Annotated in this window: 20 protein-coding genes; 8 read left to right on the forward strand and 12 right to left on the reverse strand. The window is 61.7% G+C overall.

Translation table 11 applies throughout. The features are described from left to right. Nucleotides 1-41: 41 nt before the first annotated feature. The 10 genes from UCMB321_RS05725 to UCMB321_RS05770 all read right to left on the reverse strand — a co-directional run bounded on the left by UCMB321_RS05725 (nt 42) and on the right by UCMB321_RS05770 (nt 11,533). The gene (locus UCMB321_RS05725; protein WP_040064542.1) at nt 42-1,343 is read right to left on the reverse strand and encodes a type II toxin-antitoxin system HipA family toxin; all 1,302 of its coding nucleotides are present in this window, start codon (nt 1,341-1,343) and stop codon (nt 42-44) included. After that, nucleotides 1,333-1,659 (reverse strand): helix-turn-helix transcriptional regulator, encoded by a 327-nt coding sequence (locus UCMB321_RS05730; RefSeq protein WP_040064544.1) that lies wholly within the window; start codon nt 1,657-1,659, stop codon nt 1,333-1,335. Before UCMB321_RS05730 ends, UCMB321_RS05725 begins: the two co-directional genes overlap by 11 nt. 230 nt (nt 1,660-1,889) lie before the next feature. Beyond that, nucleotides 1,890-3,314, reverse strand: coding sequence for a gamma-aminobutyraldehyde dehydrogenase (locus tag UCMB321_RS05735; RefSeq protein ID WP_040064545.1), 1,425 nt, complete (start codon nt 3,312-3,314; stop codon nt 1,890-1,892). Between the two features lie 25 nt (nt 3,315-3,339). Next, nucleotides 3,340-4,167, reverse strand: a complete 828-nt coding sequence (locus UCMB321_RS05740) for an ABC transporter permease (RefSeq protein ID WP_040064547.1) — start codon at nt 4,165-4,167, stop codon at nt 3,340-3,342. Beyond that, nucleotides 4,157-5,104, reverse strand: a complete 948-nt coding sequence (locus tag UCMB321_RS05745; protein WP_040064549.1) for an ABC transporter permease — start codon at nt 5,102-5,104, stop codon at nt 4,157-4,159. The genes UCMB321_RS05740 and UCMB321_RS05745 overlap by 11 nt, the downstream gene beginning before the upstream one ends. Before the next feature lies 1 nt (nt 5,105). Beyond that, the gene (locus UCMB321_RS05750) at nt 5,106-6,131 is read right to left on the reverse strand and encodes an ABC transporter ATP-binding protein (RefSeq protein WP_040064551.1); all 1,026 of its coding nucleotides are present in this window, start codon (nt 6,129-6,131) and stop codon (nt 5,106-5,108) included. 208 nt (nt 6,132-6,339) lie between these two features. Further along, the gene (ydcS, locus tag UCMB321_RS05755; RefSeq protein ID WP_040064555.1) at nt 6,340-7,491 is read right to left on the reverse strand and encodes a putative ABC transporter substrate-binding protein YdcS; all 1,152 of its coding nucleotides are present in this window, start codon (nt 7,489-7,491) and stop codon (nt 6,340-6,342) included. An 87-nt stretch (nt 7,492-7,578) separates the two neighbouring features. Continuing rightward, a complete protein-coding gene (locus UCMB321_RS05760; protein ID WP_084614811.1) occupies nt 7,579-9,069 on the reverse strand; it encodes a gamma-aminobutyraldehyde dehydrogenase in 1,491 nt (496 codons plus the stop codon). A 106-nt stretch (nt 9,070-9,175) separates the two neighbouring features. Next, on the reverse strand, nt 9,176-10,090 hold the full coding sequence (locus UCMB321_RS05765) for a LysR family transcriptional regulator (RefSeq protein WP_040064557.1): 915 nt from the start codon (nt 10,088-10,090) through the stop codon (nt 9,176-9,178). A gap of 168 nt (nt 10,091-10,258) precedes the next feature. Further along, nucleotides 10,259-11,533, reverse strand: a complete 1,275-nt coding sequence (locus UCMB321_RS05770) for a glycoside hydrolase family 68 protein (RefSeq protein WP_040064559.1) — start codon at nt 11,531-11,533, stop codon at nt 10,259-10,261. A gap of 448 nt (nt 11,534-11,981) precedes the next feature. On the opposite strand from UCMB321_RS05770, the gene UCMB321_RS05775 reads away from it, so the two are divergent. From UCMB321_RS05775 to UCMB321_RS05810, 8 genes are all read left to right on the forward strand, one after another. Beyond that, complete coding sequence (locus UCMB321_RS05775) at nt 11,982-13,604, forward strand: methyl-accepting chemotaxis protein (RefSeq protein WP_040064561.1); 1,623 nt, start codon at nt 11,982-11,984, stop codon at nt 13,602-13,604. Further along, nucleotides 13,604-14,122, forward strand: coding sequence for a chemotaxis protein CheW (locus tag UCMB321_RS05780; RefSeq protein WP_040064562.1), 519 nt, complete (start codon nt 13,604-13,606; stop codon nt 14,120-14,122). The genes UCMB321_RS05775 and UCMB321_RS05780 overlap by 1 nt, the downstream gene beginning before the upstream one ends. Continuing rightward, entirely contained in the window at nt 14,119-15,405 is a 1,287-nt protein-coding gene (locus tag UCMB321_RS05785; protein ID WP_040064563.1) for a CheR family methyltransferase, read from the forward strand. Before UCMB321_RS05780 ends, UCMB321_RS05785 begins: the two co-directional genes overlap by 4 nt. Further along, nucleotides 15,405-16,091 carry a chemotaxis protein CheW gene (locus UCMB321_RS05790; protein ID WP_040064564.1) on the forward strand — a complete coding sequence of 229 codons (687 nt, stop codon included), beginning with the start codon at nt 15,405-15,407 and terminating at the stop codon, nt 16,089-16,091. The genes UCMB321_RS05785 and UCMB321_RS05790 overlap by 1 nt, the downstream gene beginning before the upstream one ends. Next, nucleotides 16,088-18,406, forward strand: coding sequence for a hybrid sensor histidine kinase/response regulator (locus tag UCMB321_RS05795; protein WP_040064565.1), 2,319 nt, complete (start codon nt 16,088-16,090; stop codon nt 18,404-18,406). Before UCMB321_RS05790 ends, UCMB321_RS05795 begins: the two co-directional genes overlap by 4 nt. Further along, a complete protein-coding gene (cheB, locus tag UCMB321_RS05800) occupies nt 18,403-19,413 on the forward strand; it encodes a chemotaxis response regulator protein-glutamate methylesterase (protein WP_040064566.1) in 1,011 nt (336 codons plus the stop codon). Before UCMB321_RS05795 ends, cheB begins: the two co-directional genes overlap by 4 nt. Before the next feature lie 51 nt (nt 19,414-19,464). Next, nucleotides 19,465-20,469 carry a response regulator gene (locus UCMB321_RS05805; RefSeq protein WP_040064567.1) on the forward strand — a complete coding sequence of 335 codons (1,005 nt, stop codon included), beginning with the start codon at nt 19,465-19,467 and terminating at the stop codon, nt 20,467-20,469. Between the two features lie 395 nt (nt 20,470-20,864). Beyond that, nucleotides 20,865-21,149: a hypothetical protein gene (locus UCMB321_RS05810; RefSeq protein ID WP_040064568.1), complete on the forward strand. Its 285-nt coding sequence runs from the start codon at nt 20,865-20,867 to the stop codon at nt 21,147-21,149. 131 nt (nt 21,150-21,280) lie between these two features. On the opposite strand, the gene UCMB321_RS31005 is transcribed toward UCMB321_RS05810, so the two are convergent. Together UCMB321_RS31005 and UCMB321_RS31010 are read right to left on the reverse strand one after the other, a co-directional pair. Then, nucleotides 21,281-22,330: a hypothetical protein gene (locus UCMB321_RS31005; protein ID WP_245220723.1), complete on the reverse strand. Its 1,050-nt coding sequence runs from the start codon at nt 22,328-22,330 to the stop codon at nt 21,281-21,283. Continuing rightward, on the reverse strand, nt 22,290-24,338 hold a 2,049-nt coding region (locus UCMB321_RS31010), incomplete at its 5' end, for a hypothetical protein (protein WP_167337420.1). The genes UCMB321_RS31010 and UCMB321_RS31005, both read right to left, overlap by 41 nt.

Raw genomic sequence — 24,338 nt, forward strand, 5'->3', positions numbered from 1 at the left:
TGTGATCGTTATAAAGATCATTTCTGTGAGGCGGTTCAGGGCTAAAGCGAGCGACGAATACGTTCTGCTTGATTCGTCAGGCGTTCGGCATTCCCGGACAGCCCTTCAAAAGCATAAGGGTTCAGTATCTGTCGGCTTTTCAGGACCTGAAGGTCGATCTCATTAATACCCGATTCAGCGCAGACACTCGGCCAATAGTTGGTTATCGCTTCCAACTGCTGTTCGATGATCTCCAGTGCCTGGGCTTCTTCGAGTAGGAATTTTTCCCGTGCAGCCAGACAAACGGAGAGTCGACTCTGGTTATTGTTGCCCAGTATCAGCATGGCCTGTGTCGCTTCGGTCCCCGAGCGCATCTGCGGGCAAATGTCATAGGCCGGCGTCAGTTGGTAGGCTTTTCCATCAAAAAAAGCAGCATGATTACGCCCGTGATCGTCGGTATTGCTGCAGAGAATGTTGAAGGTCAGTCGTGAGAACAATTCCTTGAGATCGGCTTTCGGGTCGGTAAAGTCAGCACGGATGATGTCCGTCAATTGCTCATAGCTGCAGTAGCGTGCCAGCATTTCATCCAGCCCGAACAGCGTCAGCGCCGATGCCATTATTTTTCTCGTCCAACCTTTTTCTGTAGCCGTTCGGTCAAAGCGCTCGATGAGCAACACGTCCTTACCCAAAGCCCGTTCCATGCGAACAGGTGCGACATTCATACCTGCCAGGGTCGCCAACCTCATGGCGATAAATTCCGATTTCACTACGTTGATTTGATCGTTTGACGCTGAGAATTTTGCGACGTACTTATGTCCGTTACTTTCGATCAGTGCTTTGGGCCGTGCACCACCGATAGAGGTTCCGTGGTTGAGCGCTTGATCGAGATCGACCGGCAAAGGCACCCCCTTGTCCACCAGCTCCGCTGCCTGCATCAGCTCATCCAGGGTCGCCGATCTGGCGTTCCTGGGGCTGAATTCAGTGGCGGATGCCTGGAAATCCAGAGCTCCGATACGATCCGAACCGGACTCCATCAGGTAGGTAAGCTCATCCAGGTCCTGGTTATAAGCGGCTGCGCCTTGTTTACCGTAAAGCCGATTGATGATGACTCGCCGCCCCCATGCGTCCGGTGAGCCATCGCGGATGCTACTGGGCATGGTCATGGCATCGATGGGCTCAATGACCTCGGTGCCCAACGGTAGTTCGCGCAGGTTCAGCGCAATGGCATTTTTTCGTGCCAGATAGCTTTTGCCGTACACGAACACGAAACGGCTTTTGTCACGAACCAGGTTTCCCGCGACCACGGGCTCGGTTTCACCGGGTAGCCACAACCAAACGAAACATTGATCGGCTTTAGAAGTCATTGCTTACCTTTTTTCTCGGTGTCCGAATACTTTTCGGTAGCACGGCGATTTTGGCATCCAGGTAGGTGCTCAGATGGCGTAAGGGGGTCGTATCGGAAAACAGTGCGATGCCCAGGATTGTCGCCAGTTCGAAGACCACACCGATTTCGCATCGTGGGTCGCCGTGCTCGATACGCTGAACCGTTCCACGCGACACCCCCACTTTGTCGGCGAGCGCCTGTATCGTCAGTCCCCGCTCCTTGCGTTCGAGGCGGATGACGTTGCCCATGACCTGCAGGGCATCAAGGCTGGCGGGGGAGTAGCTACGAACGGTCATCTGGGGTGTAAACCTGGGGTCAATGAGTGGCTTTAACCCTAGAGCATTCGTCTGGATTTAACAATAAATGATCCTTATATCGATCATTAATAGGCTTGGTGATCTTTATAAAGATCATTTTTGTCTCTCGATCTAGCTGATATACCGAGTGTTCCGGTTTTAGGGGCGCTTCGCGCCCCAGAGCGGTGGTGCGGCGTTCCGACAAGCCCGCTCGCCACAGGTAGACCTGCTTAGTGCTTGAACATCACATGCCGCACAGTGGTGTAGTCCTCCAATCCGTACATGGACATATCCTTGCCATACCCGGACAGTTTCTGACCGCCGTGGGGCATTTCGCTGACCAGCATGAAGTGGGTGTTGACCCAGGTGCAGCCGTACTGCAAGCGCGCCGAGAGACGATGGGCGCGACCGATGTCGGCGGTCCACACCGACGACGCCAGGCCGTAATCCGAATCGTTGGCCCAACCCAGCACCTGGGCCTCGTCGTCGAATTTCGTCACCGACACCACTGGCCCGAACACCTCGCGACGAACGATTTCGTCATCCTGGCGGGCATCGGCCAGGACCGTCGGTTCGAAGAAAAAGCCGTTTCCGGGCACTGCCTTGCCGCCCGTCACCAGGCGGATATGCGGTTGTGCCACCGCTCGTTCGACGAAGCTGGCCACGCGATCACGATGCTGGGCGGTGATCAGCGGACCCAGTTCGGTTTCAGGATCGTCCTGCAGACCGTACTGAAGGGTGCTGACCGCCGCGCCGAGTTTCTCGACGAACTTCTCGTAGATCCCGGCCTGGGCGTAGACCCGGCAGGCGGCGGTGCAGTCCTGGCCGGCATTGTAGAAACCGAAGGTACGGATGCCGTCCACGGCGGCGTCGATATCGGCGTCGTCGAAGATGATCACCGGCGCCTTGCCGCCCAGTTCCATGTGCATGCGCTTCACGCTGTCGGCGGTGCTGGCAATGATGTGCGAGCCGGTGGCGATGGAGCCGGTCAGCGACACCATGCGCACTTTTGGGTGGGTCACCAGCGGATTGCCCACGCTAGGGCCGCGACCGAAGACCAGGTTGAGCACCCCGGCCGGGAAGATCTCCGCCGCCAGTTCGGCCAGGCGTAACGCGGTCAGCGGGGTCTGTTCCGACGGCTTGAGCACCACGGTATTGCCGGCGGCCAGGGCCGGGGCGATTTTCCAGGCGACCATCATCAACGGGTAGTTCCACGGCGCGATGGAGGCGATCACGCCCACCGGGTCGCGGCGGATCATCGAGGTGTGCCCGGGCAGGTATTCGCCAGCCGCCGACCCGCTCATGCAGCGGTTGGCGCCGGCGAAGAAGCGGAACACGTCGGCGATCGCCGGGATCTCGTCGTTCAGCGCGGCGCTCAGGGGTTTGCCGCAGTTGTCCGACTCCAGTTTCGCCAGCTCCGGACCGTGGGCCTCGATGGCGTCGGCCAGTTTGAGCAGCAGCAGCGAACGGTCTTTCGGCGCGGTCTGCGACCATGACTCGAAGGCGGCGTCGGCGGCGCGCACGGCGGCGTCGACCTGGGCCTCGCTGGCTTCGTGGATATCCACCAGCACCCGGCCCAGGGCCGGATTGAACACGGATTGGGCCGGGCCTTCGCCGTTGACCAGTTGGCCGTTGATCAGCAGTTTGGTTTGCATGGTTATGTCCTTATGGGGCGTCAGGTTATTTCCCGCCACTGCCGGCCACGCTTTCGCCGCCGCGGGTCAGGTAGTAGGCGCCGAGAATCGGCAGCATCGTGACCATCATCACCAGCATGGCCACCACGTTGGTCACGGGCACGTCCCGTGGCCGGCTGAGCTGGTTGAGCAGCCAGATCGGCAGGGTGCGTTCATGCCCGGCGGTAAAGGTGGTGACGATGATTTCGTCGAACGACAGGGCGAACGCCAGCATGCCGCCGGCCAGCAACGCCGAGCCGAGGTTCGGCAGGACGATGTAGCGGAAGGTCTGCCAACCGTCGGCACCCAGGTCCATCGAGGCTTCGATCAGGCTGTGGGACGTGCGCCGCAAACGGGCGATGACGTTGTTGTAGACGATCACCACGCAGAAGGTCGCGTGGCCGACGACGATGGTGAACATCCCCGGCTCGATCCCCAGGGTCTTGAAGGTCGCGAGCAGGGCGATCCCGGTGATGATCCCCGGCAGGGCGATGGGCAGGATCAGCATCAGCGAGATCCCCTGTTTGCCGAAGAAGTTCCGGCGATACAGGGCGGCCGAGGCCAGGGTGCCGAGCAGCAGGGCGATCAGCGTGGCAACGGCGGCAACCTGCAAGGACAGCTTGATGGCTTCCAGGACGTCCGGCCGGGCGAAGGCCACGCTGAACCACTTCAGGGTGAAGCCCTGGGGCGGGAAGCTAAACGCCGCGTCTTCGGTGTTGAAGGCGTAGAGGAAGATGATCAGGATCGGGAAGTGCAGGAACACCAGCCCGCCCCAGGCGGCGAGGCGCAGACCCAGTGAGGCCTTGTCCCCGTGTTGTTGTGCATTAGAGCGCATCGAAGGCCCCCAGGCGTTTGACGATGGACAGGTACACGGCGATCAGCACGATCGGCACCAGGGTGAAGGCCGCCGCCATCGGCATGTTGCCGATGGCGCCCTGCTGGGCGTAGACCATGCTGCCGACGAAGTAGCCGGGCGGGCCGACCAGTTGCGGCACGATGAAGTCGCCCAGGGTCAGCGAGAAGGTGAAGATCGAACCCGCCGCGATGCCCGGAATCGACAGCGGCAGGACCACCTGCAGGAAGGTCTGGCGCGGCGTGGCGCCAAGGTCGGCGGAGGCCTGCAGCAGCGACGGCGGCAGGCGTTCCAGCGAGGCCTGGATCGGCAGGATCATGAACGGCAGCCAGATATAGACGAACACCATGAAGCGTCCCAGGTGCGAGGTCGACAGGGTGCTGCCGCCGATGCCGGGAATCCCCAGGACGAACTGCAACAGCGGTTCCAGCCCCAGGTGCTGGACGAACCACTGGGCGACGCCGCCTTTGGCCAGCAGCAGGGTCCAGGCGTAGGCCTTGACGATGTAGCTGGCCCACATCGGCATCATCACCGCGATGTAGAAGAACGCCTTGGTCTTGCCCGTGGTGTAGCGCGCCATGTAGTAGGCGATGGGGAAGGCGACGATGCCGGCGGCGATGGACACCATCACCGCCATGCCCAGGGTGCGCAGGATGATGTCGAAGTTCGACGGCGCGAACAGGGCGGCGAAGTTCGCCAGGGTCAGGTCCGGGGTGACCGCCATGGTGAAGTCGTCGAAGGTGTAGAAGCCCTGCCAGAGCAAGGTCAGCAACGAGCCCAGGTAGATCGCGCCGAACCAGATCAGCGGCGGCATCAGCAGCAGCGCCAGGTAGACGTTGGGGCGGCGGTACAGGAGGTTGGAGAAGCGCCGCATCGGCGCGTCGGTCGTGGCTTCTTGGGGGAGGGCCAGGGTGTTCATCTCACACCTCGCTCGCCAGCACGGTCATGGCTTGCCGCGCCCAGCGCGCGGTGATGCGCTGGCCGGCCTGGTGTCCGGCGCTGGTGTCCAACCATTGCGTGTTGGGCTGGCTGATGTTCAGGGTCTGGCCGTTGTCCAGTTTCAGTTCGTAGCGGGTGGCGCTGCCCTGGTACTGGATATCGTGGAGCAGGCCGCTGATCTCGACCTCGTGGCTTTGCACCGGTCCGTCGGCGAAGCGCACGTGTTCCGGGCGGATCGACAGCGGCAGGTCGCTGCCACAGAGCTGTTTCGCCAACTCGCCGCGAATCACGTTGGAAGTGCCGACGAACTCGGCGACAAACGCAGTGGCCGGCTTCATGTAGAGGTTGCGCGGGCTGTCGACCTGTTCGATGCGGCCTTTGTTGAACACCGCCACGCGGTCGGACATGGACAGGGCTTCGGTCTGGTCGTGGGTGACGAAGATGAAGGTGATGCCCAGTTGCCGTTGCAGCTTTTTCAGTTCACCTTGCATCTGTTCGCGCAGCTTGAGGTCCAGCGCCCCGAGGGGTTCGTCGAGCAACAGCACCCGGGGGCGGTTGACCAGAGCGCGGGCCAGGGCCACGCGCTGGCGTTGGCCGCCGGAGAGCTGCACCGGCTTGCGCTCGCCGTAGCCGGCCAGGGCGACCATGCCCAGGGCTTCTTCGGCGCGGTTCAGGCGTTCGTGCTTGCCGACGCCTTTGACTTTCAAACCGTAGGCGACGTTGTCGCGCACGTTCATGTGTGGGAACAGCGCGTAATCCTGGAACACGGTGTTCACGTCGCGCTGATAGGGCGGCAGGCCGGCGGCTTCTTCGCCATGGATGCGGATCGAGCCGGCGCTGGGTTGTTCGAAACCGGCGATCAGGCGCAGGCAGGTGGTCTTGCCCGAGCCGGAAGGGCCGAGCATGGAAAAGAACTCGCCGTCCTGGATATCGATGGAGACCCGGTCTACGGCTTTCACTTCGCCGAATTGACGGGAAACGTGGGTGAACTGGACTGCAAGCGTCATGAGGCGGTGCTCCGAGAAGGCACGGGTTATGGCAGCGGCCCGGCCTGGACTTCTGGAAAATCTGAATCGGTGGAGAGCGATCTGACTAACACCGCGCCCCCCCCTGTAGGAGCTGGCTTGCCAGCGATGAGGCCCGTGAGCCTTGCATCGCCCATCCGGACGCCATCGCCAGCAAGCCGGCTCCTACAAGTTCAAGAGCGCATGGGACTCAACGACCGCCCATGATCGCGATGTAGTCCTGGGTCCAGCGGCTGTACGGCACGAACTTGCCGCCTGCGGCCTGCGGGGTGGTCCAGAAGGCGATCTTGTCGAAGTGGTCGAAGCCGTTGGTCTTGCAGCCTTCGGCCCCCAGCAGCTCGCTTTCCTTGCACGCCGCCGGCACCGCCGGCAACGAGCCGAACCAGGCCGCGACGTCGCCCTGGACCTTGGGCTGCAACGACCAGTCCATCCACTTGTAGGCGCAGTTGGGGTGCTTGGCATCGGCGTGCAGCATGGTGGTGTCGGCCCAGCCGGTGACGCCTTCCTTCGGAATGGTCGAGGCCACCGGTTGCTTGTCCGCCTGCAGGCCGTTGACCATGTAGCCCCAGGAGCTGGACGCGGCGACACCTTCGTTCTTGAAGTCGCTCATTTGCACTGTGGCGTCATGCCAGTAGCGGTGGATCAACGGCTGCTGCGCGCGCAGCAGGTCGAGCACGGCCTTGTACTGGGGCTCGGTCAGTTCGTAGGGGTTCTGGATGCCCAGTTCCGGTTTGGCCGACTTGAGGTACAGCGCCGCGTCGGCGATATAGATCGGGCCGTCATAGGCCTGCACACGGCCCTTGTTCGCCTTGCCATCCGGGAGGTTCTGCGGGTCGAACAGCACGCCCCAACTGGTCGGTGCCTGCTTGAACACGTTGGTGTTGTACATCAGCACGTTCGGGCCCCACTGATAAGGCGTGCCGTAGGTCTGCTTGTTGACCACGTACCAGGGTGCATCCTTGAGACGCGGGTCGAGGTTCTTCCAGTTCGGGATCAACGCCGGGTTGATCGGTTGCACACGCTTGCCAACGATCAGTCGCAGGGAGGCGTCGCCGGAGGCGGTGACCAGGTCATAACCTCCCTTGGCCATCAAGCTGACCATTTCATCGGAGGTGGCCGCCGTCTTCACGCTGACCTTGCAGCCGGTTTCCTTCTCGAAGCCCGTCACCCAGTCGTAGGCCTTGTCGCTTTCGCCACGCTCGATGTAGCCGGGCCAGGCGACGATATCCAGTTGGCCTTCGCCCGCACCGACGGCTTTCAGCGGCTCGGCGGCCTGGATCGAAACGCTGGCCAGCAGCGCGGTGGTCATTGCACTGAGCAGTGCGGTCTTGTGCACGAACATGGGGGTTCCCTCTTCTTTAAATTATGGTCGGGGCAGTTGAACGTGATGCAGCGTGCCGTTGCGGGCTGGTTATTAGCGTCAAGCGTCTTACAGATGCTGGCCGTGGCGCGCCATGATGTGTCGCACCACGCTGTAGTCCTGAAGCGAATCGCTGGACAGGTCCTTGCCGTAGCCGGAGCGCTTCAGGCCGCCGTGGGGCATTTCGCTGACCAGTATGAAATGGCTGTTGATCCAGGTGCAGCCGTATTGCAGGCGCGAGGCCACCTGCATGGCCTTGTCCAGGTTCTGGGTCCAGACCGACGAGGCCAGGCCGTATTCCGAGTCGTTGGCCCAGTCCACCGCCTGGCCCAGTTCGTCGAAGCGGGTCACGGTGACCACCGGGCCGAACACTTCGCGCTGGACGATTTCGTCGCTCTGTCGGCAGCCGGCGAGCAAGGTCGGCTGGTAATAGAAGCCGGCCCCGGAATGCACCGCGGCCCCGGTGATCCGTTCGATGTGCGGTTGGCCCAGGGCGCGCTCGACGAAACTGGCAACGCGGTCGCGCTGGCGGGTGCTGATCAGCGGGCCGATCTCGTTGTCGGCGTCGCGCTTGCCGGCAAACCTCAGGCTGCTGACCGCCGCCCCGAGTTCGGCCACCAGTTTGTCGTGAATGCCGGCCTGGGCGTAGATCCGGCAGGCGGCGGTGCAATCCTGCCCGGCGTTGTAGTAGCCGTAGTTGCGCACGCCCTCGACCACGGCCTGCAGGTCGGCGTCGTTGCAGACGATCACCGGGGCCTTGCCGCCCAGTTCCAGGTGGGTGCGCTTCACGCTCTTGGCGGCGGCCTGGAGGATTTTCTGGCCGGTGACGATATCGCCGGTCAGCGACACCATGCGCACTTTCGGATGGCTGACCAGATGGCTGCCGACCCCTTCGCCACCGCCGCAGACGATATTGATCACCCCAGGTGGCAGCAATTCGGCGAGCAGCGGCGCCAGGGCGAGGATCGACAGTGGCGTGTGTTCGGACGGTTTGAACACCAGGGTGTTGCCGGCGGCCAGGGCCGGGGCGATCTTCCACGCCGCCATCATGATCGGGTAGTTCCAGGGGGCGATGGAGGCCACCACGCCGATCGGGTCGCGGCGGACCATGCTGGTGTAGCCCGGCAGGTATTCGCCGGACAGTTGGCCGGTCTGGCAGCGCACGGCACCGGCAAAGAAGCGGAATACGTCGACGGTGGCGCTCAGGTCGTCCTGGCGGGCCAGGTGCAGGGGCTTGCCGCAGTTCAGGGATTCCAGGCGGGCCAGCAGGTCGGCGTTTTTCTCCACCGCCTCGGCGATCGCCAGGAGGACATTGGCGCGTTGCTGCGGGGTGGTCCGCGACCAGCCGGCAAAGGCCCGATAGGCAGCGAGGATGGCGCTTTCGACCTGTTCGCCGCTGGCTTCGGCGATGTGGGTGAGCACCTCGCCCGTGGCCGGGTTGAGGATCGGCTCGGCCACACCCTGGCCGGCAACGAGCTGTCCGTCGATCAGCAAGGCGGTGAACAGTGGGGTCGGGTGCGCGCCAGCCATTTTGCGAGTTCTCTTTTCTTGTGTGGCCATGGAACTTCCCCTGTAGCAGGAGTCCGGCCTGTCTCTGGATGGATGGCCAGAGACTAGTGGGCGGACGGGAGGTCGACAAATACTAAATACTGAATGCGGCGTTCGATTAAATCGATGGCTTGCGCCCGCCATGGGGTTGTTCGCGGGCCACGGTCAGGAACGGGTCCACCAGGGGCGGCCGGGCGGTGCCGCGGCGCCAGGCCAGGCCCACGTCCAGGGTCTGGCTCAGGTCGGCCAGCGGGCGGGCTTCGATGATGTCGCCTTCCAGCGACCAGGGCCGGTAGGTCATGTCCGGCTGGATCGACACCCCGAGCCCGGCGGCCACCAAACTACGCACGGCTTCGGTGGACGCGGTGCGCAGGGTGATCCGCGGCTGCAGGCCGGCGCCGCGCCACATGCGTTGGGCATGGCGGTCCATTTCATCGACATTGAGCTGGATCAGCGGTTCGCGGGCGACGTCGGCGAGGTTGATGCTGTCGTGTTCCAACAGCGGGTGCTGGGCCGGCAGCCACAGGCGGTGCGGCGAATGGGTCAGGACCTCGGTCTGCAGGGCATGGCGGTCCTCCAGGTTGGAGAGGATCAGCACCCCGACGTCGATCTCGCCGCTGACCAGCAGGTGTTCGATGTAGGGCCGCTCGTCTTCCATGACGCGGATCTCCACGTTGGGGTAGGCGCGCTGGAAGCGGGTCAGCAGGTCGGCGAGGTAGTAGCCGGCCACCAGGCTGGTCACGCCGATGGTCAGTTGCCCGGCCACCTGGTCGGTGCTCTGTTGCAGGCTGCGCTTGGCGTTGTCGACGGTGGCGAGGATCAGGTGGGCCTGGCGCAGGAACTGGTGGCCCTGGTGGGTCAGGGTCATGCCCTTGGCGTGGCGGTTGAACAGGCTGACGCCGATCTCCTGCTCCAGCTGCTGGATCGCCAGGGTCAGGGTCGACTGGGAAATGAACACCGCCTGGGCGGCGGCTGAGATCGAGCCGGTTTCGGCCACGGCGATGAAGTGACGGATCTGGCGCAGGGTCATCATGGGCGGCGCACCGAGGCCGGTGTTCCCGGCAGGTTGTTTTTATGGATGCGACCCAGTGTATATCTTTTTAATCGATGGCCTGGCAGGCGGGGATATCTCGATCATATCCACAACGAGTTTGTTATCGAATTCAAACCCGATGCCTGCAGGCCCTGTGTAGCTTCAGTACTATTTCAGCGTGACATCGATCATCGGTGGGATGTAGCCGTAGTCATACTCGGCCACCACGAAGGTTTGCTGCCCTTTCACCTTGATGCCCACGGTTGGCGCTTCAGTCCCGCCGATGCGGAACTTCATTCCGGTGGTGAGCTCATCGGTCGGTACGCTGTCGATGAACGAGGTCACCAGGCCGTTGGGCATCACATAGTGCGAGTAAGTCTGAAATGGCTGGGAAGACGGGTTGCCCAGCACCAGACCGGAACCGTTCAACGGCACATAAGGGCCGAAGAGCGAATCGGCCACGAAACCGTACACGCCGTCCGGACCGGTCACACCGTCGGCATAAGTAAACTTATGGCTGATGGTGAACATATAGTATTTACCGTCCTGAAACAGGAAGTGCGGGCGTTCGGTCTGGTCATTGACACCTACGGCCGTCAGCAGTGGTGGCAGCAGCTCCCAGTCGTCGCCATCTTCGTCACGCGCTACGGCGATACCGACACAGGCCGTTTGGAAGCGCGAGTTACCGACGTTTTCATAGCCCGGCGGTACGTCGCCGATTTCCGCTTTACCGACTACGTGCGAACCACGCTCACCGGCCACGTTACCCTCGAACAGCATGTACAGCTTGCCGTCTTTCGGGTCGCGGAACGGCCATGGATCACGGAAACCCCAGAACGGATTCTGCGCTTCGGTCTGGTACATCTTGCCGTCCGCTTCGAACAGCGGCTTGACCTTTTCGAAGCCCACCATGCTGACGCCATGTTCAGTCGTCACCACCCGGCCACGCACCTTGACGATCGTGGCACCTGGCGTGACAGCGGTGTAATACAAATCCACTTCACCCCGGTCGTTCAACAGAATCGGAGAGCCGGCCCATTCACGAGTGGTGGGCGAAACCCCTTCGGCCATTACACGACCACCCCACTGCCAGTCTTTACCGGTACGGGAGAACCAGTAGTACATCTTTGCCCGACCATGGCGGTCGTTCCAGTCGCGGCTGATGTCGTACATGCCGTTTTTATCGATGTATTCCGGGTCGTTCGGATGACGATCCGCGGTCAAGGTGAAAATGACCGACCAGCCATTGACGGAAGCCACGTTACCGTCCATATCGCGCAGCGGCATGGTGTCCCAGATGAACACCTCGTTGCTCAATACCGGGAAATTCCAATGGACCAGGGGCTGGGTCGTGGTCGGATCATCCGTGTGAACTTTCAGCGCGTCGGCGCGGGTCCACAGGCTGGGTTGGTTGGGAAGTTGGCCAAGTTTTTCAGTTTTCATAAGACGTTTCTCATCCATGAACAGGTTTAAATGAATATTTGCTGATTACTGTATATCCATACAGTGAGGCCACTCTAAGCCAGCGCATTTTCGGAATCAAGGAAAAATTCCATTTTTTTGATTTATGGGTTTTTTGTTGCTAGCTGATACGTTTCATCAGCGACGATCGTGCACAAAAAAGGCTTACCTCTCGATAAGCCTCTGATCAGGTGGTGTCACGCCAGATCTGCCATCTGGTGGGAATTTTCGGCGAGATCCTGGCCGATTTCGCGGGTTATGCGCGCACTGGAGTCGTGGCTGATCTTGAGTGAAACGTCTGAAAATGCGTTGATCAGTGTCGCAATCACCTGTCGGTTATATATCCTGTCAAATCCGTGACCTGTGCCAAAAGTGATGGCACTCGCTCAGCTATACTGCCCCTCATTTAAATGGCCCCAGAGGACCGAGAGTGAAGAACTGGACGTTGCGCCAACGAATACTGGCAAGCTTTGCCGTCATCATCGCGATCATGCTGCTGATGGTCGTTGCCTCGTATTCCCGGCTGCAGTCGATCGGGGCCAGCGAGGAGGGTGTGCGTACCGACGCCCTTCCCGGGATTTACTACAGCACCGCGATCCGCGGCGCCTGGAACGACAGTTACCTGCTGACCCTACAATTGCTGGGGTTCAACGCGGACGGCACTATCAGTGCCGCCGACCAGATGCAGTTCAAGGAATTCGAAAAGCGTCTGGTGGAGCAGATAGACAACTACCAGACGACGATCTTCAGGCCCGAGGACGCAGCCGCCTTCGATCTTTTCAAACGTGAGCACGAGGCCTACAGCAAACTGCTGGTCAACGTACTGGATCTCTATCAGCACAAGCAGAACGACCAGGCCATCCGTCTGTTCAACGAGCAGTTGTCGCCTGCCTGGGCCGCCGGTCGCCAGCAACTCAGCACGATCGTCAACGAGAACAAGGCTTCGGCCGACCAGGACACCGACTCGATTTCCGCCGCTGTCTCCGCAGCGAAAATCAGCATGGGGATTTCGCTGCTGATCGCGGTCGCCGCCGCCGGTCTCTGTGGCCTGCTGCTGATGCGCGGGATCATGGCGCCGATGCAGCGGATTGTCGAAATCCTTGAAGTCATGCGCACCGGTGACCTGAGCAGTCGCCTGAACCTGGAACGCAAGGACGAGTTCGGGGCCGTGGAAACCGGCTTCAACGACATGATGACCGAACTGACGGCCCTGGTGTCCCAGGCCCAGCGCTCCTCGGTGCAGGTCACCACCTCGGTCACGGAAATCGCCGCCACCTCCAAGCAGCAGCAGGCCACCGCCACCGAAACCGCCGCCACCACCACCGAGATCGGCGCGACTTCGCGGGAAATCGCCGCGACCTCCCGGGACCTGGTGCGGACCATGACCGAAGTGTCCTCCGCCGCCGACCAGGCCTCGGTGCTGGCCGGCTCCGGCCAGCAAGGGCTGGCCCGCATGGAGGAAACCATGCATTCGGTGATGGGCGCCGCCGACCTGGTGAACTCCAAGCTGGCGATCCTCAACGAGAAGGCCGGCAACATCAACCAGGTGGTGGTGACCATCGTCAAGGTGGCCGACCAGACCAACCTGTTGTCCCTCAATGCCGCCATCGAGGCGGAAAAGGCCGGCGAGTACGGCCGCGGTTTTGCCGTGGTCGCCACCGAGGTGCGGCGCCTGGCGGACCAGACCGCCGTCGCCACCTACGACATCGAGCAGATGGTGCGCGAGATCCAGTCGGCGGTGTCCGCCGGGGTCATGGGCATGGACAAGTTCTCCGAGGAAGTACGCCGCGGCATGTTCGAAGTGCAGCAGGTCGGTGAGCAACTGTCGCAGATCATCCATCAGGTCCAGGCCCTGGCGCCGCGGGTGCTGATGGTCAACGAAGGCATGCAGGCCCAGGCCACCGGCGCCGAACAGATCAACCTCGCCCTGGTGCAATTGGGCGACGCCAGCAGCCAGACCGTCGAATCCCTGCGCCAGGCCAGCTTCGCCATCGACGAGCTGAGCCAGGTCGCGGTGGGCCTGCGCAGCGGCGTTTCGCGTTTCAAAGTCTGATGAGCGAGCGGGTGGCTAAACACGTCGTCGGCGCGAAGCCCGGAAACAGCCTGTTCCTGGTCTTTCGCATCAAGGGCGAACGCTATGCCCTGGAGGCCGTCGAAGTGGCCGAGGTGCTGCCACGCCTGCAACTCAAGCCGATTGCCCAGGCACCGGTCTGGGTCGCGGGGGTGTTGGCCCATCGGGGGGCGATGGTGCCGGTGATCGATGTCAGCGCCATGACCTTCGGCGAGCCGGCGGCGGCCCGCACCAGCACGCGGTTGGTGCTGGTGCATTACCGTCCCGCGGACGAGGCGCCCGGGCGCTTGCTCGGGCTGATTCTCGAACAGGCCACCGATACCCTGCGCTGCAACCCGGCGGACTTCCAGCCCTATGGCCTGGACAACCGCGAGGCGCCTTACCTCGGGCCGGTGCGTGAAGATGCCCAGGGCCTGCTGCAACGGATTCGGGTCGACGACCTGCTCGGCGCCGAGGTGCGGGCGCTGCTGTTTCCGGCCGCGGACGAGGCGCCGGCATGAGTGACGACCAGCGCTTCTTCGATTTCCTCAAGCATCGCATCGGCCTGGACGTGGCTTCGGTCGGCCCGGCCATCATCGAGCGCGCCGTGCGCCAGCGCTGTACCCAGTTGCAGATGGCCTCGGCGGACCACTACTGGGCCCGGCTGCTGAGCAGTGAGGACGAGCAGCAAACGCTGATCGAGGCGGTGATCGTCCCGGAAACCTGGTTCTTCCGCTACCCGGAGTCCTTTTCGACCCTGGCGCGCCTGGCGGGCGAACGCTTGGTGCAGATCAAGGGCATGCGCGCCTTGAAGATCCTCAGCCTGCCCTGTTCCACCGGCGAAGAACCCTATTCGATCGCCATGGCCCTGCTCGATGCCGGCCTGGCGCCGCATCAGTTCAAGATCGACGGCATCGACGTCAGCCCATTGTCGGTGGAGCGGGCCAGGCGTGCCCTGTATGGCAAGAACTCCTTTCGCGGGCAGGACATCGAGTTTCGCGAGCGGCATTTCACCCCGGAGGCCGACGATTACCGGCTCAGCGAGCGGGTCCGCGAGCAGGTGCGCCTGCAGAGCGGCAACCTGCTCGATCCCGAATTGCAGGTGGGCGAGGTCTATGACTTCGTGTTCTGCCGCAACCTGCTGATCTATTTCGACCTGGCGACGCAACGCCGGGTCTTCGACATCCTCAAGCGCCTTACCCACGTGGACGGTGTGCTGTTCATCGGGCCGGCCGAGGGCAACCTGCTGGGACGGATGGGCATGCGCTCCATCGGCGCGGCGCAGTCCTTTGCCTTTCGCCACCAGACGCAAGCCGATCCTGAGCCCGAGCCGTTGCCGATGTTCGTAGCGCCGTCCTTGCCGGTGCGTGTGTCGCCCGCCAGTGCGCCGGTGCCGCCTCTGCGTCGGCCGTTCAGCCCCCGTACGGCTTTCACGCCAGCGGTGCCGGCGCCCGTGGCAACGCCGCAGGCGTCGGACGAGGCATCCGCCCTGCTGGCCCGGATTGCCACGCTGGCCAACGAAGGCAAAGGCGCCCAAGCGCGCCAGGCGTGTGAAACCTACCTGCGCCAGCACGAACCGGTCGCCCAGGTCTTCTACTGGCTGGGCCTGCTGAGCGACGTGGCCGGCAGTACCCTGGAGGCCCAGGGGTTTTATCGCAAGGCCTTGTACCTGGAACCGCAACATCCCGAGGCCCTCGTCCACCTGGCGGCGCTGCTGGCCTCCCAGGGCGATGCGGCAGGCGCCCGGCGATTGCAGGAACGCGCCGCCCGTAGCGAGCGCGCCGCTGACAGTGAGCGCAAATGATGAGCGGTTTGACTGATTTGAACCTGACCCACCACGACGCCGAGAACATCGACGATTGCTGGAACCGCATCGGTATCCACGGCGACAAGTCCTGCCCGCTGCTGGCCGAGCATGTCCATTGCCGTAACTGTGCGGTGTATTCCGCCGCCGCCACGCGCCTGCTGGACCGTTATTCGTTGCAGCAGGAGCGCCCCGAACAGACGGCGGCGATCGATGCCGGCAGTGATGTCGTCACCCGTTCGCTGCTGATGTTCCGGCTCGGCGAAGAATGGCTGGGCCTGGTGACCCGCTGCCTGGTGGAAGTCGCGCCGCTGCAGCCGATTCACTCCCTGCCGCACCAGCGTTCACGGGCCTTGCTCGGTGTCGCCAACGTACGGGGTGCGCTGGTGGCCTGCCTGTCGTTGGTGGAGTTGTTGGGGCTGGAGGCCTCGGGCCCGGTTACACCGGGCGGCCGGGTGATGCCGCGCATGCTGATCGTCGGTGCCCAGGGTGGTCCGGTGGTGCTGCCGGTGGACGAGGTGGACGGTATCCATGCCATCGACCAGCGCCTGCTCGACAGCGCCAGTGCCGCCGGGCCCCAGGCCAGTGCCCGGTTCACCCGTGGCGTACTGCCGTTCAAGGGGCGCAGCCTGCGTTGGCTGGATGAAGAGCAATTGCTGTCGGCCGTGACCCGGAGCCTCACATGACCCCCGATCAAATGCGCGACTCGTCGCTGCTGGAACTGTTCAGCCTGGAGGCCGAGGCCCAGACCCAGGTGCTCAGCGCCGGCCTCCTGGCCCTGGAGCGCAACCCGACCCAGGCCGACCAGCTCGAAGCCTGCATGCGCGCCGCCCATTCCCTCAAGGGTGCGGCGCGGATCGTCGGTGTGGATGCCGGGGTCAGCGTGGCCCATGTGATGGAGGATTGCCTGGTCAGCGCCCAGGAAGGCCGGCTGTACCTGCAACCGGAACATATCGACGCCTTGTTGCAAGGCACCGACTTGCTGATGCGCATCGCCACGCCCAGCGCCAATGTCGGCTCGCTGGAGATCGAGGCCTATGTCCTGCAGTTGCAGGTGCTGCTCGATCCTTCGGTGGCCGGTGCCCGGACGGCCCCGCCTGGCGTGGTCGAGCCGGAGGAGCCGGTGTTCGTGCCGCCGGCCGTGGCCGTCGATCTTGAAACACCGTCTCTTGACGCATTGCCTCTGGAAATACTGCCTCTTGAAGCCCCGTCGGCTGAACTGACACCGCCCGGCCGCCGGGTCGCCGAAGGGGGCGAGCGGGTGCTGCGGGTGACCGCCGAGCGTCTGAACAGCCTGCTCGACCTGTCGAGCAAATCCCTGGTGGAAACCCAGCGCCTCAAGCCTTACCTGGCGACCATGCAGCGGCTGCGGCGGATGCAGGACAAGGGCCTGCGGGCCCTGGACCAACTCAACGATCAGTTGAAGGGCACCGGCCTGAGCCTTGAAGCCGAGGAGGCCCTGGCCGATGCCCGGCGCCTGCTGGCCGAGTCCCAGAGGATGCTGGCGGCGCAAACGGTGGAGCTGGACGAGTTCGGTTGGCATGCCAGCCAGCGTGCCCAGGTGTTGTATGACACGGCACTGGCCTGCCGCATGCGGCCCTTTGCCGATGTCCTGAGCGGCCAGGTGCGGATGGTCCGCGACCTGGGCCGTAGCCTGGGCAAACAGGTACGCCTGGAAATCGAAGGGGAGAAAACCCAGGTCGATCGCGACGTGCTGGAAAAACTCGAAGCGCCGCTGACCCACCTGCTGCGCAACGCGGTCGACCATGGCATCGAAAGCCCGGAGCTACGGGTGCTGGCGGGCAAACCGGCCGAGGGCCTGATTCGCCTGCGGGCTTCCCACCAGGCCGGGTTGCTGGTGCTGCAACTGAGCGATGACGGCGGCGGCGTGGACCTGGAGCGGCTCCGGCGCAGCGTCGTCGAGCGCCAGTTGGCCCCGGCCGATACCGCCGCCCAGCTGAGCGAGGAAGAGTTGTTGAGCTTCCTCTTCCTGCCGGGCTTCAGCCTGCGGGACAAGGTCACCGAAGTCTCCGGGCGTGGGGTCGGTCTCGACGCGGTGCAGCACATGGTCCGCCAACTGCGCGGCGGCGTGGTGCTGGAGCAGACGACCGGGCAGGGCAGTCGTTTCCACCTCGAAGTGCCCCTGACCCTGTCGGTGGTGCGCAGCCTGGTGGTGGAGGTCGGCGGTGAGGCCTATGCTTTCCCCTTGGCTCACATCGAGCGTATGTGCGACCTGGCGCCCGAGGACATCGTGCAGCTCGAGGGGCGCCAGCACTTCTGGCACGAAGGCCGGCATGTCGGGCTGGTGGCGGCCAGCCAGTTGCTACAGCGTCCGCCCAGCGAACACCAGGATGGCAGCCTCAAGGTCGTGGTGATCCGCGAGCGCGAGGCGATCTATGGGGTCGAGGTGGAACGCTTCGTCGGCGAGCGCACCCTGGTGGTGTTGCCGCTCGATCCGCGGCTGGGCAAGGTCCAGGATATTTCCGCCGGGGCCTTGCTCGATGACGGTTCGGCGGTGTTGATCGTCGATGTCGAAGACATGCTGCGCTCGGTGGACAAGCTGCTCGATAGCGGTCGCCTGGAACGTATCGACCGGCGCCATCGTCAGGCCAGCGAGGCCGTGCGCAAGCGCGTGCTGGTGGTCGACGACTCCCTGACCGTGCGCGAGCTGCAACGCAAACTGTTGGTCAACCGGGGTTACGAGGTGGCGGTGGCGGTGGATGGCATGGACGGTTGGAACGCCCTGCGCGGCGAGGACTTCGACCTGTTGATCACCGATATCGACATGCCCCGGATGGACGGGATCGAATTGGTCACGCTCTTGCGTAAGGACGCACGCCTGCAGTCGCTGCCGGTCATGGTGGTGTCCTACAAGGATCGCGAAGAGGACCGTCGCCGTGGGCTGGATGCCGGGGCCGACTATTATTTGGCCAAGGCCAGTTTTCATGACGACGCCTTGCTGGATGCGGTGGTGGAGTTGATCGGAGGCGCCCAGGGATGAGGATCGCGATTGTCAACGATATGCCCATGGCGGTAGAAGCGTTGCGTCGTGCCCTGGCATTCGAGCCGGCGCACGAAGTGATCTGGGTCGCCGCCAACGGCGCCGAGGCGGTGAAGTACTGTGCCGAGGACACCCCCGACCTGATCCTGATGGACCTGATCATGCCGGTGATGGATGGTGTCGAGGCTACCCGGCGGATCATGACCGAGTCGCCCTGCGCGATCGTCATCGTCACCGTCGACCGGCAACAGAACGTGCACCGGGTCTTCGAAGCCATGGGCCATGGTGCGCTGGATGTGGTCGACACACCGGCCATCGGCGGCGACAACCCGAAGGAAGCCGCTGCGCCGTTGTTGCGCAAGATCCTCAATATCGGCTGGTTGATCGGCCAACGGGACAACCGGGTACGCAGCGTGGCGGCGCCCGCCCGGGACAACAGTCCCCGGCAGAAGCTGGTGGCCATCGGCTCTTCGGCCGGCGGGCCGGCGGCCTTGGAAGCCTTGCTGAAAGGTTTGCCTGCTAATTTCCCCGCCGCCGTTGTCCTGGTCCAGCATGTCGACCAGGTGTTTGCCGCCGGCATGGCCGAATGGTTGAGCAGTGCCTGTGGCCTGCCGGTGCGCCTGGCCCGCGATGGCGAGGCGCCGCAGCGCGGTACCGTGCTGCTGGCCGGGACGAACCATCATATCCGCTTGTTGAAGAACGGGGCCCTGGCCTATACCGCCGAGCCCGTGAACGAGATCTACCGGCCTTCCATCGATGTGTTTTTCGAGAGTATCGCCAGTTACTGGAATGGCGATGCGGTGGGCGTGTTGTTGACGGGCATGGGGCGCGACGGTGCCCACGGGTTGAAGCTGATGCGTGAGCAAGGCTACCTGACCATCGCCCAGGACCAGCAGAGCAGTGCCGTGTACGGCATGCCCAAGGCCGCGGCGGCGATCGATGCCGCCGTTGAAATTCGCCCACTGAACCAGATCGCGCCACGCTTGCTGGAGGTATTTTCTTCATGAGTGCCCTCGTCAGCAAGCCTGGTTTGAAAGCAGTACCTCAGGTGACCGCGTATGAATGATTTACAGCTGGATGATTTCAAGACCTCCGACGAAAACGCCGCGATGGTGCTGCTGGTCGATGATCAGGCCATGATCGGCGAGGCGGTCCGACGCGGGCTGGCCACGGAGACGAACATCGATTTCCACTTCTGTGCCGATCCGCACCAGGCGATTGCCCAGGCGATCCGCATCAAGCCGACGGTGATCCTGCAGGACCTGGTCATGCCCGGCCTCGACGGCCTGAGCCTGGTGCGCGAGTACCGCAATCACCCGGCGACCAAGGACATCCCGATCATCGTGCTGTCCACCAAGGAAGATCCGCTGATCAAGAGCGCGGCGTTTGCCGCCGGGGCCAACGATTACCTGGTCAAGTTGCCGGACAACATCGAGCTGGTGGCGCGCATTCGCTATCACTCGCGCTCCTACATGACCTTGCTGCAGCGTGATGCGGCGTATCGGGCGTTGCGGGTCAGCCAGCAGCAATTGCTCGACACCAACCTGGTGCTGCAACGCCTGATGAACTCCGACGGCCTGACCGGGTTGTCCAACCGTCGGCACTTCGACGAGTACCTGGAGCTGGAGTGGCGACGGGCGCAGCGTGAACAGACGCAGACGTCGTTGTTGATGATCGATGTGGACCACTTCAAGTTGTTCAATGACAACTTTGGTCATCTGGAAGGGGATGAAGCCTTGCGCAAGGTGGCGGAGACGATTCGTGAGGCCAGCTGCCGGCCTTCGGATCTACCGGCGCGCTATGGCGGCGAAGAGTTCGCCCTGGTGCTGCCGAACACCACGCAAGGCGGTGCGCGGCTGGTGGCGGAAAAGCTGCGCCAGACCGTGGCGGGGTTGAAGATCCCGCACAATGCGCCAAGCGAGGGCTCGGTGCTGACCATCAGCATCGGCCTGGCCACCGTGATCCCGCAACAGGGCAGCAACTACCGGGAGCTGATTTCGGCGGCGGACAAGGGGCTGTATTTGGCGAAGAACGGTGGGCGTAACCAGGTGGGGATTGGTTGAGGCGGGCAGGTTCGCCGCGGTCCTGTAGGAGTCTGGCTTGCCAGCGAAGGGGCCCTCGGGTTTGCCGCCAATCTTTTGGGCGGTGGGGGCCGCTGTAGGAGCAAGCTTGCTCGCGATGAACCCCTGGGCTCCGCGTTTTATCCGGTACCCCGCGTCATCGTTAACCTCCATCGCGAGCAAGCTTGCTCCTACAGAAAACCGCGTTGTGCTTGCGAGAGTGAACAAATCGCCATTACTGGCCTCCGCAGTGGCTCGTATTTCAAGGTGTAAAAGCGGCGACTATTCGGCGGGTGGCTGGACTATAGTTCGGTCGTCACCGACGCATCGGTGATCGATCTTAGCCGGTCGAAATTCCTAACGGAGCGTAACTAACTCTATCGTAAGGATTTTCATCGATGAGCCAATATCGTCCGCTACAAAGCAACCTCACCGAAGTCCCCGTTCTCTACCTCAACCTCGATGCCCCGGTGCGTGACCTTTATGAGTTCGCCATCCAGCGCATCAAGGCCGCCCGCGATTTGAGCCACAGCCTGACCTGCATGAGCATCGGCAACACCTGCGACCGTGATCTTCAGCATTTCGCCAGCGCCGCGTATTTGCTGTTGCAGGATGGCTGTGACGCACTGGACGCAATGCAGGGCCGCTTCACCGACCGAGTCCGCAGTGCCCCGATTTCCTGACCGAACACGGTCCTGTAGGAGCCGGCTTGCTGGCGATGACGTCCGCAAGATCGACGCAAGCCTTGCTGGCCTCATCGCCAGCAAGCCGGCTCCAACAGGGGCCAGTGTCGGCCTGAAAGAGCGTGTGTGAGTTAAACGTCCAACCCGCGTTCACGTTCCAGATCAATCAGTCGAGTGGTCGGGCCATCGGGACGCAGACGCTCCAATACAATTTCTGGCCAACGATTGCGGGCTCGGCGTTTGGCTGTGTCGTAGACAAAGTCTTGTATGAGGTGTGTGGGGTGGAGATAAAGATCGCCAGCCAGTGAGATGTAGTCTGTTGGGGTTAAGTGATTTTCTCTTCCCAAGGCGGCCTTTTTTTCTAAAATTAATTGACGTTCATGGGTTAAAAAATCCGAGGGTCGTAGATTGCTGGCCAATTGCTCCTTAATGAATGTGTCTGATTCGCTATGGTTGCCGTGCTCGTCAAACCAAGGGCCGTTATTCATATAGGCTCGTATGTATTCCCAGAATCCTTTTTGCATATCCAGGTCTTTGCCCATGGGCGCTCCCAAGGGAACCATTAGTGCGTTTTCTGGCTCTCCAAGTCGGCGAACCAATATCTCCAAAGCTGCATTGTTCAAGCCGCCTACGTGATGGCTCACAATGGTAAAGTCATAAGTGATGGCTTGAATGTCATCCCAGGGTGTGTGAAATAATTGGCCGTTATGGTCGAAGTAGACTTCTCGTGTACGTCTGTTGAAGATGATGGGGAGTGGGAGTTTTGCATAGCACTCCCAAATAAAGGAAATGACGAGGGTGGCTCCTCCGATTAATAATGGCAAAAATATATTGTCAAAGTTTCCAGAAGAGATGTCGAGGGCAATCAAAAGCAGGGCGGGGATCGTGTACAGTAGGAAAATGATCCCTGTTATCTCACCGCGACCTGATTCACCACCATTTTTGAGAGATAGGTAGTGCTCAGTGTGTTCGTCTGTGACGAACAACTCCATGGGAGATTGGTTTGTCGGTTCATTCGCTTTCAGAATGATGGGCGGAGACTCACCATATAAATCTCTAGCTCGCTCAATAAAATTTTTTATGTTCATTGTATTTTCGCTGTTTATTTTTGAGAAGCGATGCGGAAAGTAAATTGACTGCTTAGAGGTTGGGCTGTGGGAGTAAAATTTTGTGAAGCTCATATTCCGATTTTTCGTAGCTATCCGACCACGCTTGGGGGTAGGTGCCAAAGCGGGTGCCTTTTAACCACTTTTCTATCGGTATATCTTGGGTGTATAGACGAGCAATCACACCGCTGAAAATTAGCAAGGTAAGTCCCAGAAGTTTAGGAACGATATGAGGTACTTGGTTTATCCCACGGCCAATCGCTGCAAGCTCTCCAGCGAGTACGGCAGTGCGTGCAGCCCTTAAAGCTCTATAGGTTCTCACATACAGAGCGAAATTTGCCGCTGATGCAACGGTTAATCCAGCATTGATTAGGGCTGTGTCTATGTCTCCAGCCTTGAAAGCCTCTAACGTTTCAATACCAAAGACAATGACGTCCATGGCAGATACTAGCGAGAGTGAAGACGCAACGTGTGAAGCTTTTAATAGCGCCTTTGCTAATGCTGTACGGGAGCTGGCTGAGTTTTTTCCAGTGGATTCAGCAATGGTTTTCCAGTCTCTTTCTGCTTTGCTTTGTTGTATCGCTAGAAATGCCGCGGCGATACCAGCTGCAGCACCCATCAGATTTGTTGTGTTTTTTATTGATTTGCTTTTTTTGTATTGATCTAACGCCCAAACCAGACTCACACCTGCCACCACCAACACCAAGCACTTTAACGGCGTTTCCGTCAGCGCCTCTTTGCTCATTTTCAGGAGGTTTTTCAGTTCTATCTCTGGTCGAGCCAGATCCGCAATTGACGGCAGATGTTTCCCGGCAGCGCTTGCTTGCCCCGCCGGCACTAGGTGAAAGAACGGCAACGCGTCCTGCACGGCACTTGCTACCGGTTTCAACGGCAGCGTTCCGGGAGGCGCTTGCGTGGGGACTTGCGCCAAATGGTTCAGCCACTGCTCGACCTGCTGCGGTGTGGCCGCCACCAGATCGATGCGTTGCTGGCTACGGCTGAGCGCGGCCCCCATGTACAGTCTTGCAACGTTGCTGGGTATTTCCGAGGCCTTGTGCATCTGCGCTGCGAGTACGGGGCTCAGGACGGTGAACAATTCCTCCGTCACCTTGGCCGGATTGTGCAGTGCCAGGTTCTCCGCGCTTTTGTTGAACGCCAGGCTTATGTTCAACGCCTGTGCCACCTTGGCGCTCAGCTTTTGCAAAGCCTGTGCGTTATCCTTGAGGGTGTCCCCCGTATCGATCAATCGCTTGATCTCCGAGAGCCCCGGTGAGTTGGGCAGCCCGAGCAAAGCCCAGATCAACCAGGGCTTCTCGGTCGCTCTGTCAGGATCGAGCGCCTTGCTCAGTGTCTTCACCCCAAAGCTGGTACTGGAGGCGCCGGCACACGCCCGGGCGAACTCCTCTCCCAGCGCCTCCAGCACAGCAGGCTGGGTAATATCGAAATGCTCGCAAGCCGTCGCCAGGCTCGCCGGGCTTTTCAGGCCCAGGGTCTCGAACCACGCGCCCCATAATTGCGAGATATAGCGCAGGTCGGTCTCGTAACCCTGGGTTTCATCGTCATGCTCTTTCCAGGTCCTTTCCAGCAGGTGATAGCGGGTCGCGCCAGGGAGCACTTTGCGAACCTGCTCATCGTTCTCGCTCAACGAGCGAATCAAACCGGCGATGGCCCAGTCCTCGCTACGCTCCTGGCGACGCTCCTCGAACGCCGCCATCTGCACCTGGAGCAACCGCGCCAGGTCCTGCAACACGCCCCAGGTGTCGTCGACCACCGCATAGGTCTGGAACTCGCAGATATTCATGTCCTCGAGTGCCTTGAGCCAATCCGGCGGTTGGTTGACGGGATTCTGGCTCCAGCCATAACCATCGAGGTCCATGTAGTCGCCGATGGACTCATGGATATCCCTGGCCAGTCCGCTCATCGGCGCCATGCCGGGGGTAAAGGTCCGCATGACCCGTTCGCGCATCGCCGGGTCCGTCTGGGCCGTGTCGAACTGCGCATCGCTCCAGCGGATCGGCGACCAGACCATCATGGCCGGTGCCCCGGCCTCCAACATGAAGAAAGGCTTGTGGCGCGGGTCGAT

This window comes from Pseudomonas batumici (genome assembly GCF_000820515.1).
GTDB lineage: Bacteria > Pseudomonadota > Gammaproteobacteria > Pseudomonadales > Pseudomonadaceae > Aquipseudomonas > Aquipseudomonas batumici.

Coding starts and splice junctions, on each gene's coding strand:
- UCMB321_RS05785 (WP_040064563.1), top strand. CDS start 14,119: ATGAGTGACGACCAGCGCTTCTTCGATTTCCTCAAGCATCGCATCGGC.
- UCMB321_RS31005 (WP_245220723.1), bottom strand. CDS start 22,330: ATGAGCTTCACAAAATTTTACTCCCACAGCCCAACCTCTAAGCAGTCA.
- UCMB321_RS05765 (WP_040064557.1), bottom strand. CDS start 10,090: ATGATGACCCTGCGCCAGATCCGTCACTTCATCGCCGTGGCCGAAACC.
- UCMB321_RS05760 (WP_084614811.1), bottom strand. CDS start 9,069: ATGGCCACACAAGAAAAGAGAACTCGCAAAATGGCTGGCGCGCACCCG.
- UCMB321_RS05805 (WP_040064567.1), top strand. CDS start 19,465: ATGAATGATTTACAGCTGGATGATTTCAAGACCTCCGACGAAAACGCC.
- UCMB321_RS05770 (WP_040064559.1), bottom strand. CDS start 11,533: ATGAAAACTGAAAAACTTGGCCAACTTCCCAACCAACCCAGCCTGTGG.
- UCMB321_RS05750 (WP_040064551.1), bottom strand. CDS start 6,131: ATGACGCTTGCAGTCCAGTTCACCCACGTTTCCCGTCAATTCGGCGAA.
- UCMB321_RS05780 (WP_040064562.1), top strand. CDS start 13,604: ATGAGCGAGCGGGTGGCTAAACACGTCGTCGGCGCGAAGCCCGGAAAC.
- UCMB321_RS05730 (WP_040064544.1), bottom strand. CDS start 1,659: ATGACCGTTCGTAGCTACTCCCCCGCCAGCCTTGATGCCCTGCAGGTC.
- UCMB321_RS05795 (WP_040064565.1), top strand. CDS start 16,088: ATGACCCCCGATCAAATGCGCGACTCGTCGCTGCTGGAACTGTTCAGC.
- UCMB321_RS05740 (WP_040064547.1), bottom strand. CDS start 4,167: ATGCGCTCTAATGCACAACAACACGGGGACAAGGCCTCACTGGGTCTG.
- UCMB321_RS05790 (WP_040064564.1), top strand. CDS start 15,405: ATGAGCGGTTTGACTGATTTGAACCTGACCCACCACGACGCCGAGAAC.
- UCMB321_RS05735 (WP_040064545.1), bottom strand. CDS start 3,314: ATGCAAACCAAACTGCTGATCAACGGCCAACTGGTCAACGGCGAAGGC.
- UCMB321_RS05810 (WP_040064568.1), top strand. CDS start 20,865: ATGAGCCAATATCGTCCGCTACAAAGCAACCTCACCGAAGTCCCCGTT.
- UCMB321_RS05725 (WP_040064542.1), bottom strand. CDS start 1,343: ATGACTTCTAAAGCCGATCAATGTTTCGTTTGGTTGTGGCTACCCGGT.
- cheB (WP_040064566.1), top strand. CDS start 18,403: ATGAGGATCGCGATTGTCAACGATATGCCCATGGCGGTAGAAGCGTTG.
- UCMB321_RS05745 (WP_040064549.1), bottom strand. CDS start 5,104: ATGAACACCCTGGCCCTCCCCCAAGAAGCCACGACCGACGCGCCGATG.
- ydcS (WP_040064555.1), bottom strand. CDS start 7,491: ATGTTCGTGCACAAGACCGCACTGCTCAGTGCAATGACCACCGCGCTG.